This is a genomic window from Streptomyces sp. NPDC101776, assembly GCF_044766845.1.
GTDB lineage: Bacteria > Actinomycetota > Actinomycetes > Streptomycetales > Streptomycetaceae > Streptomyces.
This window is the reverse complement of record NZ_JBIWMV010000013.1, coordinates 127702-145448: the sequence shown is the minus strand read 5'-3', so window position 1 is coordinate 145448 and position 17747 is coordinate 127702. Positions and strand designations below refer to the sequence as shown.

General features: G+C 70.2%; 17 protein-coding genes. 11 read left to right on the top strand and 6 right to left on the bottom strand.

From position 1 onward, the window contains the following. The first annotated feature begins 26 nt into the window (after window positions 1-26). The 5 genes from ACIRRY_RS32920 to ACIRRY_RS32900 all read left to right on the top strand — a co-directional run bounded on the left by ACIRRY_RS32920 (window position 27) and on the right by ACIRRY_RS32900 (window position 6621). A complete protein-coding gene (locus ACIRRY_RS32920; RefSeq protein ID WP_403979916.1) occupies window positions 27-1022 on the top strand; it encodes a LacI family DNA-binding transcriptional regulator in 996 nt (331 codons plus the stop codon). A 138-nt stretch (window positions 1023-1160) separates the two neighbouring features. Continuing rightward, complete coding sequence (locus tag ACIRRY_RS32915) at window positions 1161-3026, top strand: right-handed parallel beta-helix repeat-containing protein (protein WP_403979914.1); 1866 nt, start codon at window positions 1161-1163, stop codon at window positions 3024-3026. Between the two features lie 69 nt (window positions 3027-3095). After that, window positions 3096-3515 carry a CoA-binding protein gene (locus ACIRRY_RS32910; RefSeq protein WP_403979912.1) on the top strand — a complete coding sequence of 140 codons (420 nt, stop codon included), beginning with the start codon at window positions 3096-3098 and terminating at the stop codon, window positions 3513-3515. 160 nt (window positions 3516-3675) lie between these two features. Next, on the top strand, window positions 3676-5313 hold the full coding sequence (locus tag ACIRRY_RS32905; protein WP_403979910.1) for an APC family permease: 1638 nt from the start codon (window positions 3676-3678) through the stop codon (window positions 5311-5313). 84 nt (window positions 5314-5397) lie between these two features. Next, window positions 5398-6621: a 4-hydroxybenzoate 3-monooxygenase gene (locus tag ACIRRY_RS32900; protein ID WP_403979908.1), complete on the top strand. Its 1224-nt coding sequence runs from the start codon at window positions 5398-5400 to the stop codon at window positions 6619-6621. Between the two features lie 7 nt (window positions 6622-6628). Here the strand turns inward: ACIRRY_RS32900 and ACIRRY_RS32895 are convergent, their stop codons facing one another. After that, complete coding sequence (locus tag ACIRRY_RS32895; protein WP_403979906.1) at window positions 6629-6988, bottom strand: ArsR/SmtB family transcription factor; 360 nt, start codon at window positions 6986-6988, stop codon at window positions 6629-6631. 59 nt (window positions 6989-7047) lie between these two features. Here ACIRRY_RS32895 and ACIRRY_RS32890 point away from each other — a divergent pair, with 59 nt between their 5' ends. Further along, window positions 7048-8076: a cation diffusion facilitator family transporter gene (locus ACIRRY_RS32890; RefSeq protein ID WP_403979904.1), complete on the top strand. Its 1029-nt coding sequence runs from the start codon at window positions 7048-7050 to the stop codon at window positions 8074-8076. 50 nt (window positions 8077-8126) lie between these two features. On the opposite strand, the gene ACIRRY_RS32885 is transcribed toward ACIRRY_RS32890, so the two are convergent. Further along, window positions 8127-8684 carry a YbaK/EbsC family protein gene (locus tag ACIRRY_RS32885; RefSeq protein ID WP_403979901.1) on the bottom strand — a complete coding sequence of 186 codons (558 nt, stop codon included), beginning with the start codon at window positions 8682-8684 and terminating at the stop codon, window positions 8127-8129. Window positions 8685-8737: 53 nt separating this feature from the next. Then, window positions 8738-9334, bottom strand: a complete 597-nt coding sequence (locus tag ACIRRY_RS32880; RefSeq protein ID WP_403979898.1) for a helix-turn-helix domain-containing protein — start codon at window positions 9332-9334, stop codon at window positions 8738-8740. Between the two features lie 106 nt (window positions 9335-9440). Between ACIRRY_RS32880 and ACIRRY_RS32875 the strand changes: the two genes are divergently transcribed. Further along, window positions 9441-10298, top strand: a complete 858-nt coding sequence (locus tag ACIRRY_RS32875; protein ID WP_403979895.1) for an EamA family transporter — start codon at window positions 9441-9443, stop codon at window positions 10296-10298. 49 nt (window positions 10299-10347) lie between these two features. On the opposite strand, the gene ACIRRY_RS32870 is transcribed toward ACIRRY_RS32875, so the two are convergent. Next, the gene (locus tag ACIRRY_RS32870) at window positions 10348-11145 is read right to left on the bottom strand and encodes an acyltransferase (protein WP_403979892.1); all 798 of its coding nucleotides are present in this window, start codon (window positions 11143-11145) and stop codon (window positions 10348-10350) included. 108 nt (window positions 11146-11253) lie between these two features. On the opposite strand from ACIRRY_RS32870, the gene ACIRRY_RS32865 reads away from it, so the two are divergent. Continuing rightward, entirely contained in the window at window positions 11254-11781 is a 528-nt protein-coding gene (locus ACIRRY_RS32865; RefSeq protein WP_403979889.1) for a gamma carbonic anhydrase family protein, read from the top strand. Between the two features lie 64 nt (window positions 11782-11845). Here ACIRRY_RS32865 and ACIRRY_RS32860 read toward each other — a convergent pair whose 3' ends face one another. Further along, window positions 11846-12490, bottom strand: coding sequence for a DedA family protein (locus ACIRRY_RS32860; protein WP_403979886.1), 645 nt, complete (start codon window positions 12488-12490; stop codon window positions 11846-11848). 229 nt (window positions 12491-12719) lie between these two features. Between ACIRRY_RS32860 and ACIRRY_RS32855 the strand changes: the two genes are divergently transcribed. The 3 genes from ACIRRY_RS32855 to ACIRRY_RS32845 all read left to right on the top strand — a co-directional run bounded on the left by ACIRRY_RS32855 (window position 12720) and on the right by ACIRRY_RS32845 (window position 17422). Further along, a complete protein-coding gene (locus ACIRRY_RS32855; protein WP_403979883.1) occupies window positions 12720-14483 on the top strand; it encodes an ABC transporter ATP-binding protein in 1764 nt (587 codons plus the stop codon). Beyond that, a complete protein-coding gene (locus tag ACIRRY_RS32850; protein ID WP_403979881.1) occupies window positions 14480-16282 on the top strand; it encodes an ABC transporter ATP-binding protein in 1803 nt (600 codons plus the stop codon). The genes ACIRRY_RS32855 and ACIRRY_RS32850 overlap by 4 nt, the downstream gene beginning before the upstream one ends. 63 nt (window positions 16283-16345) lie before the next feature. Continuing rightward, window positions 16346-17422 carry an iron-siderophore ABC transporter substrate-binding protein gene (locus ACIRRY_RS32845; protein WP_403979878.1) on the top strand — a complete coding sequence of 359 codons (1077 nt, stop codon included), beginning with the start codon at window positions 16346-16348 and terminating at the stop codon, window positions 17420-17422. A gap of 61 nt (window positions 17423-17483) precedes the next feature. Here ACIRRY_RS32845 and ACIRRY_RS32840 read toward each other — a convergent pair whose 3' ends face one another. Then, window positions 17484-17687, bottom strand: coding sequence for an MbtH family protein (locus tag ACIRRY_RS32840; protein WP_200679010.1), 204 nt, complete (start codon window positions 17685-17687; stop codon window positions 17484-17486). Window positions 17688-17747 lie beyond the last annotated feature (60 nt).

The following is a 17747-nucleotide window of genomic DNA, read 5'->3' as shown; positions in this document are numbered from 1 at the left end:
GGAAGCACCGGGGCGGAGGAAAGCGGATGAAGGTCGGTATCACCGAGGTCGCGGACCGGGCGCAGGTGAGCGAGGCCACGGTCAGCCGGGTCATCAACCGGCGCCAGGGCGTGTCCCGCAAGACCCGCGAGGCGGTCGAGCAGGCGATGGCCGAGCTGGGGTACGAGCGGCAGACGCGGGGCCAACTCGTCGCGGTGGTCACCGAGTTGGTCTCCAACCCGTTCTTCGCCGATGTAGCCGAACGCATCGAGTCCGTCCTCGCCCCGCACGGTCTGAAGACGGTCCTGTGCCCGTGTTTCCCGGGCGGGGTACAGGAGTTGGACTTCGTGACCTCGCTCGCCGACCGGGGCGTCGCGGCCGTCGTGTTCCTCTCGGCCAGCAACACGATCGAGGGCGCGGACCCGGCGGCGTACGAACTGCTGCGGTCCCGGAGGATCCCGTTCGTCGGGATCAACGGCCGGTTCGAGGGGGTGAGCGAGGCGCCGGTCTTCTCCACCGACGACCTGCTCGCCGCCGAACTCGCGGTCGACCATCTGCACCGGCTCGGCCACCGCCGGATCGGCATGGCCTCGGGCCCGGTCGGCAACCGTCCGGCCGACCGCCGGGTCAGCGGCTTCGTCGCCTCGCTGGCCAGACGGGGTGTCGAGGACCCGGAGCAGTGGGTGGTCCGGCAGTCGTACACCGTCGAGGGCGGGCAGTCCGCCGCGATCTCGCTGCTCGGCCGGGGTGCCACGGCGGTCGTCGCGGCCAGCGACTACATAGCGCTGGGCGCGATCCGCGGCGCGCGCCGGCAGGGGTACGACGTGCCGGGGGATGTGTCGGTGGTCGGCTACGACGGCTCGATGATCATGGACTTCGTGGACCCGCCGCTCACCACGGTCCGGCAGCCCGCCGACCGGCTGGCCTCGGAGGCGGGCCGCAGTGTTCTCGCTCTGGTCGGCAACCGTGACGTCCCCGTCGGCGAGCTCCTCTTCGACCCCGAGCTGGTGATCCGCGCGAGCACGAGGGCACCGAAGGGCTGAACTCCCTTGCTCGTCCGAACCATTGACCCAGAGGTCGGATCTATGGACACTCCAGTCGGAGATCCAACCGGCATGAACCGGCTGTAACTCCTTTTATTCATCGGGTATTTGGCGACTCATGAATGCTCCGGAGGGGCTATGTCTCGGTCTCGGTTCGTGTTTGTCGGGGTGGCGCTCGCGCTGCTCGTGGGCGGCGGCGGCCCTGTCGCCGCGGCGCAGCGAGCGACGCCGGTCGCGGTGGTCGACGTGGACGCGTACGGCGCCGACCCGACCGGACGGACGGACTCGACGCCCGCCGTGGTCGCGGCGCTGCGGCACACCAAGAAGGTCGATCACGGCCGGCCGGTGCGGATCGTCTTCTCCAAGGGGACCTATCAGCTCTACCCCGAGCGGGCCGAGACGCGTGAGCTGTATGTCTCCAACACCGTTGGCGCGGACCAGCGTTACCGCGACAAGAAGATCGGGCTGCTGATCGAGGACATGCACGACGTCACCGTGGACGGCGGCGGGGCGAAGCTCGTCTTCCACGGTCTCCAGACGGCGTTCGCGTCGATCCGCTCGACGAATGTGACGTTCCAGAACTTCTCGTTCGACTACGCGGCCCCCGAGGTCATCGACGCGACCGTCGCCACCGCCGGTGTCACCGACGGGCACGCCTACCGCGTCCTGAAGATCCCGGCCGGCAGCCCCTACCAGGTGAACGGCACGCACATCACCTGGCTCGGCGAGAAGAGCCCGGCCACCGGACAGCCGTACTGGTCGGGCCAGGACGGGCTCCAGTACACCCAGATCCACGACCCGAAGGCGCAGAAGACCTGGCGCGGGGACAACCCGCTGTTCAACGACGTCTCCTCGGTCACCGACCTCGGCGACCGCCGGATCCGGATCGACTACTCCACCGCGACGCGGCCGACGGACGCCGGGCTCGTCTACCAGATGCGGCTGATCGAGCGGACCGAACCGGGCGCCTTCATCTGGCAGTCCAAGAACGTCACGATGCGCTCGATGAACGCCTACTACCTCCAATCCTTCGGTGTGGTGGGCCAGTTCAGCGAGAACATCTCCATCGACAGGGTGAACTTCGCGCCCGATCCGAAGTCCGGCCGCTCGACGGCCTCGTTCGCGGACTTCGTGCAGATGTCCGGCGTCAAGGGAAAGGTCTCCGTCACCCGGAGCCTCTTCGACGGCCCGCACGACGACCCGATCAACATCCACGGCACCTACCTGGAGGTCGTGGGACAGCCCGGCCCGTCGACCCTCGCCCTCTCCTACGAGCACCCGCAGACCGCCGGGTTCCCGCAGTTCGCCCCGGGTGACGAGGTCGAGTTCACCGACAAGCGGACGATGAACTCGCTGACACCGGCGCACGCGAAGGTGACGGCGGTCGACGGGCCCAGCGGCATGGACCACTCCAAGTCCCTGACCACGATGACCGTTTCCTTCGACCGGCCGGTCCCGGCCGGGGTCCAGATCGGCGGCACGGTCGTCGAGAACATCACGGCCACCCCGTCGGTCGCGATCACCGGCAACACGTTCCGCAATGTGCCGACGCGCGGAATCCTGGTCACCACCCGCAAGCCCGTCCTGATCGCCGGCAACAGCTTCGACGCGATGTCGATGGCCAGCGTCTACGTCTCGGCCGACGCCTACCAGTGGTACGAGTCCGGCCCGGTCGCCGACCTCACGATCCGCGACAACTCCTTCACCCGGCCCAGCGGCCCGGTCATCTTCGTGGAACCGACCAACCAGGTCGTCGACCCCGCGCACCCCGTGCACCGCGACATCAAGGTCGAGCACAACTCCTTCGACATCGGCGATGTGACGGTCGTCAACGCCAAGAGCGTCGGCGGCTTCACGTTCACCGGCAACACGGTCCGCCGCCTGACCACGGCGGACCAACCGCCGTACACCTCACCGCTGTTCGTCTTCCACGGCAGCTCGGACATCAAGATCGCCCGCAACCACTACGACAAGGGCCTCAACACCTCCGTGGTCTCGGACTGAGGAATCACGGCACGCCGCCCGCTGTTGTCGCAGGCAGCAGCGGGCGCGTGATTCCCAAGGAGGCCGAGCATGTACGGCGACTCAGCAACGATCCGCAAGATCCTCACCGAGTCCGGTGACACCTGGGCGGTCGTGGGCCTGTCCTCGAACCGGTCCCGCGCGGCGTACGGCGTCGCGGAGGTGCTGCGACGCTTCGGCAAGCGGGTCGTGCCCGTCCACCCCAAGGCCGAGACCGTGCACGGCGAGCAGGGGTACGCCTCGCTCGCGGACATCCCCTTCGAGGTGGACGTCGTCGATGTCTTCGTCAACAGCAACCTCGCAGGCCAGGTCGCCGACGAGGCGGTCGCCAAGGGTGCGAAGGCCGTCTGGTTCCAGCTCGACGTGATCGACGAGTCCGCGTACGAACGGACCCGGGCGGCGGGCCTGGACATGGTGATGGACCACTGCCCGGCGATCGAGATCCCGAGGCTCGGTCGCAGCTCCGGCTGACATTCCGTGAAGGCACCGTAAGAAGCCTGTGAGCATGTCAAAGAACACCTCGAAGACGAGTCAAATTTCAGGCAACGGACTTCTGTAAGAATTCATTCATTCCTAGCCTGAGGCCCCTTGCGCGTTAAGCATGCGTGCTGACTTCGAGAGGGCCCTTGACATGGTGAGTGTGGACAAGCTCGTCCCCGAGGCCACCAGAGATCCGAGCGGCCTGCGGCGGGACGTCGGCCTGATCGGGCTGATGTGGGCCTCGGTGGGGTCGATCATCGGGTCGGGGTGGCTGTACGGCGCGGAGAAGGCCGTGGTGGTGGCCGGTCCGGCGGCGATCATCTCGTGGTTGATCGGCACGGTCGCGATCGTCCTGCTGGCCCTGGTGCACGCGGAACTCGGCGGTATGTTCCCGGTCGCGGGAGGCACGGCACGTTACCCTCACTACGCCTTCGGCGGCCTGGCCGGTATGTCCTTCGGCTGGTTCTCCTGGCTGCAGGCGGCCACCGTGGCGCCGGTCGAGGTCGAGGCGATGATCGGCTACGCCGGTCACTGGTCGTGGGCGACCGGCTTCCAGCACGCCGACGGGACGCTGACGGGCAGCGGCATCCTCGTCGCCGTCCTCCTCATGGCCGTCTTCGTCGTCGTCAACTTCCTGGGCGTCCGGGTCCTGGCGCACACCAACAGCGCCGCGACCTGGTGGAAGATCGCCGTGCCGCTCGCCGCGATCTTCATCATCGCGGTCGGCAACTTCCACCCCGGCAACTTCACCTCGCACGGCTTCGCGCCGTTCGGGGCCAAGGGCGTGCTGAGCGCGATCAGTTCCAGCGGCATCATCTTCGCCCTGCTGGGCTTCGAGCAGGCCATCCAGCTCGCCGGCGAGAGCCGCGACCCCAAGCGGGACCTGCCGCGGGCGACCCTCGGCTCCGTGGCCATCGGCGCGACCATCTACGTCCTGCTCCAGGTCGTGTTCATCGGCGCCCTCCCGGGCAGTTCCTTCGCACACGGCTGGGAGCACCTGAAGTACGCCGGTATCAGCGGCCCCTGGGCGGGCCTCGCGACCGTGGTGGGCCTCGGCTGGCTGAGCGTCGTGCTGTACATCGACGCCGTGATCTCCCCCGGTGGCACCGGCCTGATCTACACCACCGCCACCTCGCGCGTCTCCTACGGCCTCGCCAAGAACGGCTACGCGCCGAAGGTCTTCGCCGACACCGACAAGCGCGGCGTGCCGTGGTTCGGCCTGATCATCTCCTTCGTGACCGGCGTGGTCTGCTTCCTGCCGTTCCCGAGCTGGCAGGAGCTGGTCGGTTTCATCACCTCGGCGAGCGTCCTGATGTACGCCGGCGCCCCACTGGCCTACGGCGTGTTCTCCGACCGGCTCCCCCAACTGGAGCGCCCTTACCGCCTCCCCTTCGGCAAGGTGCTCTCGCCGCTGTCGTTCGTGGTGGCCAACCTCATCATCTACTGGGCCGGCTGGGACACCCTGTGGCGGCTCGGCGTCGCCATCGTCCTCGGCTATCTGCTGCTCGGCGGCTACGCCTGGTACGCCACGGTGAACGGCCGGCCCGACGCGCCCCGGCTGGACTGGAAGGCCGCGCAGTGGCTGCCGGTCTACCTGCTGGGCCTGGGAATCATCTCGTGGCAGGGCACCTTCGGCGGTCAGGGCCACATCGCGCTGTGGTGGGACATCGCGGTCGTCACGGTCTTCTCCCTCGGCATCTACTACTGGGCCAAGGCGACCGCGTCGCGGCCCGAGGACATCGAGCGCAGCATCGACGAGGTCGTGATCACGGACGCACCCGCGCACTGACTCGCCGCCTTCCCACCGGAATCCGAACCGGCCGCCCTCCAGGCGGCCGGTTCTCGGCTGTCCGGACACCGTCATAATGGTGCCGTGACCTCCACCTCCCCCCACCTCAACTCCCCGTCCCCGGACCACCGTTCGGTGGTGATCGTGGGCGCCGGTCCCGCCGGGCTCACCATCGGCAACATCCTGCGCGCGGCCGGGCTCGACTGCCTGGTGCTGGAGACGGAGACCCGTGAGTTCATCGAACAGCGGCCCCGGGCCGGGGTCATCGAGGAGTGGGCCGTCCGCGGGCTGGAGCAACGGGGCCTCGCCGTCGGCCTGTTGGAGCGGGCACAGCGGCACACCCAGTGCGAGTTCCGATTCGGCGGGCGGCGGCACCGGCTGTCGTACACCGAACTGACGAGGCATCACCACTACGTCTACCCGCAGCCGTTGCTCGTCACGGACCTGGTGCGGGAGTACGCGGACGTGCGGGGCGGCGCGATCCGTTTCGGCGTCCAGGACGTCCAGTTGCACGACCTGGACACCGAGCGCCCGGCGGTGTCGTACACCGACCCGGAGAGCGGTCAACGGCGGCTCGTGCACTGCGACTTCGTGGCGGGCTGCGACGGCGCGCGCGGGGTGACCCGGGCCGCGTTGCCGCCGGAGCGGGCCCGGACAGCGCGGCACGACTACGGCATCGGTTGGCTCGCGCTGCTGGCGGAGGCGCCGCCGTCCTCCGACTGTGTGGTGTTCGGTGTCCATCCGCGCGGCTTCGCCGGGCACATGGCGCGCAGTCCGGAGGTCACCCGCTACTACCTGGAGTGCCCGCCCGGGGACGACCCCGACAACTGGCCGCACGAACGGGTCTGGGCCGAGCTCCAGCACCGGCTCGCCGCGACCGGCGCCCCGCCGCTGACCGAGGGCCCGCTGATCGAGAAGCGCGTGCTCGACATGCACAACTACGTGGTCGAACCAATGGTGTTCGGCCGGCTCTACCTCGCCGGCGACGCGGCCCATCTCACCGCGCCCATCGCCGCGAAGGGCATGAACCTCGCCCTGCACGACGCCTTCCTGCTCGGTGACGCGCTCGTCGCGCACGCCACGAAGGGCGACTCGACGGGCCTGAGCGGCTATTCGGAGGCCTGTCTGAGCCGCGTGTGGGAGTACCAGGAGTTCTCCCAGTGGCTCTCCGAGGTGTACCACGGCACCTCGTCCGGCGACCCGTACCGCGCGGGCACCACCCTCGCCCGACTGCGCCGCGTCTTCGCGTCCCCGTCCGCCGGGCTCGCGTTCGCGGAGTCGTACCTGGGCAAGGACCCGGCGAACTGACGGACCGTCAGTCGTGCGGCGGGCGGTCGGTGAGCCGGTGGTCCGCCACGTTCAACGCCTCGTCGACGAGCCGTCGTAGATGACCGTCGCTCAACGCGTAGATCACCCGGCGGCCCTCCTTGCGCGTGGTCACCAGACCCGCGAGACGCAGCCGTGCCAGGTGCTGGCTGACGGCGGGGCGGGCCGCGTCGCATGCCTCCGTGAGGGTTCTGACGTCCGACTCTCCCGACGTCAGCGCGTGCAGGAGGGTCAGGCGGGTGCGGTCGCCGAGCAGGGCCAGGAGTTCGGCCGCCAGCGCGAACTGTTCCTCGCCGGGGGTGCGCGGATGCGCATCGTGCGCAGATGATAGGTGCATGCGTGCGCTCATACGCACATAATGGCTCCGTGGACGCGTTCCGTCCACCCACACACCGGAAGGGGACGCACGTGAGCGACCACCACCACGAGCACCATCACCACTCCCCCAAGGGCGTCCGGCACCGCCTCGCCCACCTCTTCACCCCCCACTCCCACGAGACCGCCGACAAACTCGACTCCGCGCTGGAGTCCTCGGCCCGCGGCATGCGCGCGCTCTGGGTCTCGCTCGCGGTGCTCGGGGTGACCGCGCTGGTGCAGGCGGTCGTCGTGGTCGTGTCCGGGTCGGTCGCGCTGCTCGGGGACACCGTGCACAACGCGGCGGACGCGCTGACCGCCGTACCGCTCGGCATCGCGTTCGTACTCGGCCGCCGGGCCGCCAACCGGCGCTTCACGTACGGCTACGGGCGGGCCGAGGACCTCGCCGGTATCGCGATCGTGCTGACGATCGCCGCGTCCGCCGCCTTCGCGGCCTGGGCGGCGGTGGACCGGCTGCTCGATCCGCGTCCCGTGAGCCACGTCCCGGTGGTCGCCGTCGCGGCACTCGTCGGGTTCGTCGGCAACGAGTGGGTGGCCCGGTACCGGATGCGGGTCGGCCGGGAGATCGGTTCGGCCGCACTGGTCGCCGACGGACTCCACGCCCGTACGGACGGGTTCACGTCGCTGGCCGTGCTGCTCGGAGCCGGCGGTTCGGCGCTGGGGTGGCAACTCGCCGACCCGATCGTGGGGTTGGCGATCACGGCCGCGATCGCGCTGGTGCTGCGGGACGCGGCACGCGAGGTGTTCCGGCGGGTGATGGACGCCGTCGATCCAGACCTGGTGGACCGCGCCGAGCACGCCGTGCGGGAGGTCGAAGGGGTGCGCGGAGTGGGCGAGTTGAGGCTGCGCTGGATCGGACACCGGCTGCGCGCGGAGGTCGCGGTGGTGGTGGACGGGGAGGCGACGGTACGGCAGGCCCACGCCGTCGCCGTGGCGGCGGAACACGCGTTGCTGCACGCGGTGCCTCGGCTGACGGCGGCCCTGGTGCACGCGGACCCGGCGCCGGTGCCGGGTGAGGCGGACCCGCACGTGGAGTTGGCCCACCACCACGCCATGGCGTGAGATCAGGCGACCCCGGGTCCTTCGAGTCACCGCATGGCCTGAGATCAGGCTCAGGCGACCCCGAGACCTTCGAGCACCACCGCGCCCGGCAGTTCCGCGAACGCCTTGCCCGGGACGAGGAGTTTGCCGCGCCGGCGTCCGCTGCCGACCAGGACGTACGGCAGGTCGACGACGGCCGGGTCCACCAACACCGGCCAGTCGGCGGGGAGTCCGACCGGGGTGATGCCGCCGTACTCCATGCCGCTCTCGCCCGTGGCCGTGTCCATCGACGCGAACGAGGCCTTGCGGGCGCCGAGTTGGCGGCGGACCACGCCGTTGACGTCGGCGCGGGTGGTGGACAGGACCACACAGGCGGCCAGCGTGGTCTCGCCGCCGCGCTTCCCGGCCACGACCACACAGTTCGCCGACCGCTCCAGCAGCTCACGGCCGTAGTGCTCGACGAAGGTGGCGGTGTCGGCCCACTCGGGGTCGGTGTCGACATAGACGAACTGCTCGGCCGGGACGCCGCCACGCCAGGCGCGCACGGCGTCGGCGACCGGGCGGATCAGTTCGTCGAGGCAGTCGGGGGCGGGGGTGGCGTGGTCGAAGTGTCCGATGGGTGCGCGCATGACGGCACGCTAACAGTCGTACGGCGGCTGCTCACGGGGCGTCCCGAACAGTCCTACTGCGGCTGCTCACGAGGTGTCCCGGGCACGGGCGGTACCGACACCGCCATCACCATCTCCATCGGCTCGTCGCCCTGATTGCCGTACGTGTGCGGGGTGTTGGCCTCGAAGGCGGCGCTCGCGCCGGCCGGGACGCGGTGGTCCTCGCCGTCCACTGTGAGGGTCAGCTCGCCGGTGATGACATGCAGCAGTTCGACCGTGCCGGTGGGGTGGGGCTCGGAGGGGCTGCTCTCTCCCGGCATCAGCCGCCAGTCCCACATCTCCAGCGGTCCGGGGGCCTCAGTGCCGGCAAGAAGCCGGTTGTAGCTGCCGGCTTCGGTGTGCCAGAGCCGTACGGCACGGTCGGCGGGGACGACGCGGACCTTCGGGCCCTGTTCGTAGTCGAGCAGGGTGGTGATGCTGATGCCGAGGGCGTCGCCGATCTTGACGACCGTGCCGATGCTCGGATTGGTGCGGGCCTGCTCGATCTGGATGAGCATGCCCCGGCTGACGGCGGCCCGGGCGGCGAGCACGTCCAGGGTGAAGCCGCGCACCGTGCGCCAGTGCTTGACGTTACGAGCCAGGGACTGGGTCAGCAGGTCGAGGTCCGACACGTTCCGTCCATACCTTCAGTTCAATATTGTGAATGACAGGGTGCAATACAGAGAACTACGGTGTGGTGCACCCGATTGTTCACCGAACTGTACTGCGAGGCACCCCGTGACAGCATTCTTCGCCCTGGCCACCAGCCTCCTGTGGGGACTGGCCGACTTCGGCGGCGGCCTGCTGACCCGGCGGACCCCGGCGCTGACGGTGGTCGTGGTCTCACAGGGGATCGCGGCGGCCGTGCTCGGCGTGATCGTGGTGGCCACCGGGGGCTGGAGCGAGGCCGGACCCCGGTTGTGGTTCGCGTTCGCGGCGGGACTGGTGGGGCCGATCGCCCTCCTCTCCTTCTACAAGGCGCTCGCGCTGGGCCCGATGGGCGTCGTCTCACCGCTCGCGACACTGAGCGTGGCCGTACCGGTCGGCGTGGGGCTGTTCCTCGGGGAGCGGCCCGGCCTGTTGCAGGTGGCGGGGATCGCGGTCGCCGTCACCGGGGTCGTCCTCGCGGGCGGTCCGCAACTGCGGGGCGCGCCCGTACAACGGCAGACCATCCTGCTGACGCTGATCGCCGCGCTCGGCTTCGGCACGGTGTTCGCCCTGATCACGGAGGCGTCCAGCAGCGTGACCGGCCTCTTCCTCGCGCTGTTCGTGCAGCGCGTGACGAGCGTGGCCACGGGGGGTGCCTCGCTGTACGTCTCCGCGCGGCGGGGCGGGGTCGCGCTTCCGGAGGGCGGGTTCCCGTGGGGTTCGCTGCCGGCGCTGGCCTTCGTGGGGCTGGCCGATGTGGCGGCCAACGGGACGTACTCGGTCGCCGCGCAGCACGGTCCGGTGACGGTGGCGGCGGTGCTCGCGTCGCTGTATCCGGTGGTCACCTCGCTGGCCGCGCGCGGATTTCTGAGTGAGCGGCTGCGGGCGATCCAGGCGGCGGGGGCAGGGCTGGCGCTGGTGGGGACGTTGTTGCTGGCGACGGGCTGAAGGGGACGGCCAGTTGACGAGGGGCGGCGGGCTGACTAGGAGCGGCGGTTCAGGCTTCCGCGTCGAGTTCCGCGAGGTGGGCGAGTGCGGTCTCGTCGAGTTCGGCGAGACGTGCCGCGCCCGCCTCGTCCAGGTCCGCGAGGGCGCGGAGTTGATCCGGGGTCACATCCGCGGGGATCGGCACAGGTGCCGGGGTGCGGAGCGGGGGCTGCCAGCCTTCGGTGGGCGTCCAGCGGCGTACGACCCGTGCGGGTGCCCCCGCCACCACGGAGTGGTCGGGCACCGTGCCGCGCACCACCGCACCGGCCGCCACCACCACGTTCCGGCCGATCCGCGCGCCCGGCAGGATCACCGCGCCGGTGCCGATCCAGCAGCCGGGGCCGATCTCGACGGGTTCCATGCGGGGCCACTGCTTGCCGATGGGCTCGTGCGGGTCGTCGTAGGAATGGTTGGTGGAGGTGACGTAGACGTACGGGCCGAAGTAGCAGTCGCTGCCGATGCTGACCGTCGTGTCGGCGATGACATGGCTGCCGCGGCCGAGGACCACGCCGTCGCCCAGGCGCAGGATGGGGTCCGGGCCGAGATCGAGGTCGGGCATCAGGCCCGCGGTGAGAGTGACCTGTTCGCCGACGATGCAGTGGGCGCCGAGGTGGATCCACGGTTCGCCGAACACGGTGCCCAGGGGGAACGCGAGCCGGGTGGCTTCGCCGATCGAGCCGAAGTGGAAACGGCCGGGGTTCTTGGCCGTCACCGAACCCGTGCGCTGCACCCAGGCCCAGCCCGCGTGGACGGCGCGCTGCGCGAGGTGGCGCGGCCATTCTGAGAACGTGTTCTTGCGCTTGGGCACCCGCTCACGGTACTCAGCGGCGGGTGCGGCGATGGGGGTCGGCCGCTGTGATCTTCGCCCTACCGGTGTCGTACGGTGCGGGGTGTCTGCCACAGCTTGGAGGGCTTCATGACGCACAGGGCGTTGATCATCGGTATCGGCGGTAGGGAACCTCGGGTCGATGAGGACGCGTTCGTGGCTCCTACGGCGTCCGTGATCGGGGATGTGACGCTCGCGGCGGGGGCCAGTGTCTGGTACGGGGCGGTGTTGCGGGGGGACGTCGAGGGGATCTCGGTGGGGGCGCGCAGCAATGTTCAGGACAACTGCACGTTGCATGCGGATCCGGGGTTTCCGGTTCGGGTCGGGGAGCGGGTTTCCGTGGGGCACAACGCGGTGGTGCACGGGGCGACCGTAGAGGACGACTGTCTTGTCGGGATGGGGGCGACCGTTCTCAACGGGGCGGTGATTGGGGCGGGTTCGCTTGTTGCCGCGCAGGCGTTGGTGCCGCAGGGGATGGTTGTGCCGCCGGGGTCGCTGGTCGCCGGGGTGCCTGCGAAGGTGCGGCGTTCGCTCAGCGATGAGGAGCGGGAGGGGTTGACCCTTAACGGGACGATGTACGCGGAGTTGGCCAAGGCGCATAAGGGGGTGCACGAGTAGACCGTTTGCGAGTGCCGGTTCGTTGTGGCTGGTCGCGCCGTTCCCCGCGCCCCTTTGGGGCGCCTCAGTCGGCGGCGATTGCCGGTTCCGGTTCGTTCTTCTCGGCCGACATCTTCTTTGCCTTGCGCCTTACCAGCAGCATTGAAGCCAGGCCTACCAGGACCGCTGCCGCCAGGCCGAAGTACGAGAAGCGCTTGAGCCAGTCCTCGGCGACGATGCCTACGTAGTAGACGACCGCTGTGGTGCCGCCGGCCCAGATGATTCCGCCCAGGACGTTGGCGATCAGGAACTTCCAGTAGGGCATGCGGAGTACGCCCGCGAGGGGGCCCGCGAAGATGCGGAGGAGGGCGATGAAGCGGCCGAAGAAGACGGCCCACATGCCCCACTTCTCGAAGGACCGTTCCGCGGTGGCCACATGGCCCTCGCTGAAGTGTCTGGGGAACTTGTTCGCCAGCCAGGCGAGCAGCGGACGTCCGCCCTTGCGGCCGATCGCGTAGCCGATGGAGTCGCCGATGACGGCACCCAGGCTGGCGCAGGCGCCGAGGACGAACGGGTTGATGCCGGAGTGCTGGGAGGAGAGCAGGGCCGCCGAGACCAGGACGATCTCACCCGGCAGCGGGATGCCCAGGCTCTCCACCCCGATGACGAGTGCCACCACGGCGTAGACGGCCACCGCCGGAACCGAGTCGAGCCATTCCTGGATGTGCAACGCCGGTCCTCCCGGATTCGCGGACTGCCTGTCGTGCCGGCGTGCGCCGTGGAAGTGGAAACAGGCGCACTCCGGAAGCCTACCGCCCGGCTCAGGACGGCAACGCCCCTCGGTCGACCGCGCATCGGAACCGGTCCGTTACCTGTCGGGCGGGCAGAAAAGGCATCGACCACCCGCGATTCACTTAGAGTAGCCTTGCCTAAGTTGGCCGGTTTCCGGAGGGTGGCTGGTGGGAGCAGGGGAACTGTCGGGACGGGACGTCCTGGCGCGCTCGGTCAAGGGACAGATACGGCGCGTCGCGCTCGGCTCGGCGCTCGGATGCGTGCACCAACTGGGGGAAGCCCTGGTGCCGGTGCTCATCGGTGTCGTCATCGACCAGGCCGTCGCCGGTCGGAACGCGGGGCGGCTCGCGCTCTGGCTCGGCGTACTGGCCGTCATGTACGTGACGCTGTCGTGGAGTTTCCGGCTGGGCGCGAAAGCCGGTGAGCGCGGCGCCGAAGAGGCCGCGCACACACTCCGGTTGGCGATCGTGGAACGGGTGCTGGACGCCCGCGGCGGCGCCGAGGAGGGGCGGCTGCCCGGTGAGCTGGCCAATGTCGCCACCGAGGACGCCAAGCGCGTCGGCGCCGTCAACATGGCGCTGATGAGCGGGATTTGGGCGCTCGCAGGCGTCACCGTGAGCGCCGTCGCACTGCTGCTGACCTCCGTGACACTCGGGTTGATCGTGCTGCTGGGCACGCCCGTGCTGCTGTGGCTGGGGCATCTGCTGAGCAAGCCGCTGGAGCGGCGCAGCGAGGCCGAGCAGGACCGGGCCGCCCACGCGTCGGGCGTCGCCGCCGACCTGGTGGCCGGGCTGCGGGTCCTCAAGGGGCTCGGCGCGCAGCAGGCCGCCGTCGAGCGGTACCGGCGGACGAGTCGCATCTCCCTTGCCGCCACGCTGCGTTCGGCACGTGCCCAGTCCTGGCAGACGGGCCTTGTGCTCGCGCTCACCGGTGGGTTCATCGCGCTGATCGCCCTCGTGGGCGGCCGGCTGGCCCTCGACGGGTCGATGACCCTGGGCCAGTTGGTGTCCGCGGTCGGGCTCGCGCTGTTCCTGCTCGGGCCGTTGGAGACCTTCGCCTGGGTCAACGCCGAGCTGGCGCAGGGCCGCGCCTCGGCCGCGCGGGTCGCGGAGGTACTCGCCACCGGGCCCGCCGTCGTCGACGGGGACGAGGCTGTCGCCGAGCCCGTTCGCGGCGCGCTACGGCTGCGTGGTGTACGGCTCGGTGGGCTCGACGGCGTCGATCTCGACCTGCCCGCCGGGCGGTTGACCGGCATCGCGGTGACGGACCCGGCCGGCGCCGAGGCCCTGTTGCGCTGCCTCGGGCGGGAGACCGACCCGGAGTCCGGCTCGGTCGAGCTGGACGGCGTGGCGCTGACTCGGCTCGATCCGGCGGGACTTCGGGCGGCCGTACTGGTCGCCGCCCATGACGCGGCGCTGTTCGAGGGCTCGTTGGCGGAGAACGTGACGCCGGAGAGCGACTCGGAGGGCGATGCGCGGAGCGGCTCGCGGGCCGACTCCCAGGATGGGGACGCCGATCCCCTCACCACGGACTCCCGCCTCACCGAGCGCGCCATGGCCGCCGCCCGTGCCGACGAAGTGGCCGAGTCCCTGCCGCACGGGACCGCGACCGACGTCGGTGAAGGCGGCCGCTCCCTCTCGGGCGGGCAGCGTCAACGCGTGCTGCTGGCGCGGGCGTTGCGTGCCGCGCCGCCCGTCCTGGTCGTGCACGATCCGACCACGGCCGTCGACACCGTGACCGAGGCCCGTATCGCGAGCGGTCTGCGCGAGTTCCGGCAGGGCCGCACCACGATCGTGGTGACCAACAGCCCCGCCCTGCTCGCCGTCACCGACCACGTGATCCTCCTCGACGCGGGCCGCGTCGGCGCCGAGGGCACCCACGCGGATCTCGTACGAACCGACGCGACCTACCGGACGGCGGTGCTGGCATGACGACGGACGACATACGGACGACGGACTCCGACCGTGCCCTGCTCCCCACCGCGACCCCGGCCCGCACCCGTGCCGCCGTTCGTGAACTGCTGCGTCCGCAGCGCGGGTTGGCCGCCGCCGGCTTCGGGCTGATGGTGCTCGCCACGGCCGTCGGACTGCTCACCCAACCGCTGCTGGGCCACATCGTGGACATCGTCACCGAGCGCCGCTCCCCCGACGCGCTCACGTTTCCCGTGGTCGCCTTGGCCGGAGTCGCCGTGGTCCAGGGTGTGACCACCGCGCTGGGCATGTCCCTGGTGTCACGGCTCGGCGAGACCGCGCTCGCGCGACTGCGTGAACTGTTCGTCGAGCGAGCCTTGTCGCTTCCGCTGGACCGGGTGGAGAAGGCGGGGTCCGGTGATCTCAACGCCCGTGTCACACGCGACGTTTCGCGGGTCGCCGACGCCGTGCGCGGGGCCTTGCCCGAGCTGGCGCGGTCCGCGCTGTCGATCGTGCTGACGCTGGGCGCGCTCGCACTGCTGGACTGGCGGTTCCTGCTGGCGGCGCTGATCGCGGTGCCGATACAGGCGCACACCGCCCGCTGGTATGTGCGCAACGCCGTTCCCCTGTACGCCAAGGAGCGCATCGCCACCGGTACCCAGCAGCAGCAGTTGCTGGACACCATCGGCGGGGCGCGGACCGTGCGGGCGTACCGCCTGCAGAAGGGCCACTCGCGGCGGGTCACCGAGCGCTCGCGCTCGGCGGTCGAACTGACCATGAGCGGTGTGCAGTTGATGCTCCGCTTCTACAGTCGGCTGCACATCGCCGAGTATCTGGGGCTGTCCGCCGTCCTGGTCACCGGGTATCTGCTGGTGCGTGACGGTTCCGCCTCGGTCGGTACCGCCACCGCCGCCGCCCTGTACTTCGCCAGTCTCTTCGGTCCGGTCAACACCGCGCTGGTGCTGCTCGACGACGCCCAGTCGGCAACGGCCGGACTCGCACGGCTCGTTGGGGTCGTGGACGAACCCGCGCCGGTGGTCGCCGACCGCTCGGACGACCGTACGACCGCCGCCGGGCCCCCGGCCGTGACGCTCACCGGTGTCTCCCACTCCTATGTGCCGGGCCGCCCGGTGCTGCACGACGTGGACCTGGAGATCCGGCCCAAGGAGCGGGTCGCGCTGGTCGGTACGACCGGTGCGGGCAAGACGACCCTGGCCAAACTGGTCGCGGGGCTGCACCGCCCGCAGTCGGGCCGGATCGAGGTCGGCGGCGCCGAGCCGGACGAGGCCGGGCAGTTGGTCGGGCTCGTCACGCAGGAGGTGCATGTCTTCGCCGGGCCGCTCGCCGAGGATCTGCGGCTGGCCCGGCCGGACGCGCATGACGAGGAACTCCGGGAAGCGCTCGCCACGGTGGGCGCGCTCGGCTGGGCGGAGGCGTTGCCGGAGGGGCTGGAGACGGTCGTCGGCGACGGTGGTCATCGGCTGACCGCCGACCGGGCGCAACAACTCGCCCTGGCCCGGCTCCTGTTGGCCGATCCCCCGGTCGTCGTGCTCGACGAGGCCACGGCGGAGGCGGGCAGTTCGGGCGCCCGGCAGCTCGACGAGGCCGCCGAGCAGGCCCTGCGCGGCCGTACCGCACTGGTCGTGGCGCACCGGCTCAGTCAGGCCGCGTCCGCGGACCGGGTCGTCGTGCTGAGCGAAGGCCGGGTCGTGGAGAGCGGCACGCACGACGAACTCCTCATCGCCCAGGGCCAGTACGCCGCCCTGTGGCACGCCTGGTCCGGCAGCCGCTCCACCGAGGCCGCTCCCGAAGCCCACTAACCCCCCGCACTGAATACCTGTCACCCCCCGCCGACCCGTCGCGACGAACAGAAGGATCATCCGATGCCCCGCGCCACCAGAGCTGCCCGGCTGTCCGGCCTGCTCGCCTCCGTACTCCTGCTGGCCGTCACGGCGGTCGGCTGCGGTTCCTCCGACTCCGATTCCACATCGACCTCTTCAGAGACGTCGGGGTCCGACTCGAAGGCCTCCGCGGACGCCTTCCCCGTGACGATCGCCCACAAGTTCGGCAGTACGACGATCAAGTCCGAGCCCAAGCGGATCGTCACCGTCGGTCTCACCGACCAGGACGCCGTCCTCGCCCTGGGCAAGGTGCCGGTCGGTACGACCGAGTGGCTCGGCGGCTACAAGGGTGCGATCGGCCCCTGGGCCACGGACAAGCTGGGCACTTCGGCGGCGCCGACCGTCCTGAAGGACACCGGCACCGGTCCGCAGGTGGAGAAGATCGCCGCCCTGAAGCCCGATCTGATCCTCGCCGTGTACTCGGGCCTGACCAAGGCGCAGTACCAGAGCCTGTCGCAGTTCGCGCCGGTCGTCGCCCAGCCGAAGGCCTACAACGACTACGGCGTGCCGTGGCAGCAGCAGACCGAGGAGATCGGCCAGGCGCTCGGCAAGGCCGACGAGGCCAAGACCCTGGTGTCGGGCGTCCAGGCCAAGTTCGACGCGGCCAAGAAGGCCAACCCCGCCTTCGCCGAGGCGACGGCCGTCATGGCCACCCCGTACGAGGGCGTGTTCGTCTACGGCAGCCAGGACCCGCGCTCGCGGCTCCTCTCCGACCTGGGCTTCAAGCTCCCGACGGGCCTCGACAAGGTCATCGGCGACACGTTCGGCGCGAACATCAGCAAGGAGCGCTACGACCTGCTGGACCAGAAGGTCGCGGTGTGGATCGTGCCGGACACCACCACGGCCGTCACCAAGCTCCACGACGACAAGATCTACGGCGATCTGAACGTGGTGAAGCAGGGCCGCGAGGTCTTCATCAAGGAGACCAGCGACTACGGCAACGCCGTATCCCTTTCCACGGTGTTGAGCATCCCCTACGTCCTGGACCGGCTGGTGCCGCAGCTCGCGGCGGCTGTCGACGGCAAGACGTCGACGAAGGTGGAGCAGCCCGCTTCCTGATCCACGGGTACGCGAAAGGGGGGCGGGTCCGAGAGTTCGGACCCGCCCCCCTTTCGCGTGCTCAGACCCCGTCGACCAGGCTCTTGGGCCTCATGTCCGTCCAGTTGGTCTCGATGTGGTCGAGGCACTCCTGCCGTCCGGCCGGTCCGTACGCGACCGTCCAGCCCGCCGGCACGTCCACGAACTCGGGCCAAAGACTGTGCTGGCCCTCGTCGTTGACGAGAACGGAGTAGACGCCGTCGGGGTTCTCGAACGGGTTGCTCATGTCGGGGGTTCCTTGCCTCTCTGATACGGACTGATGCGGTCTGACGGGTAAGTGATGTGC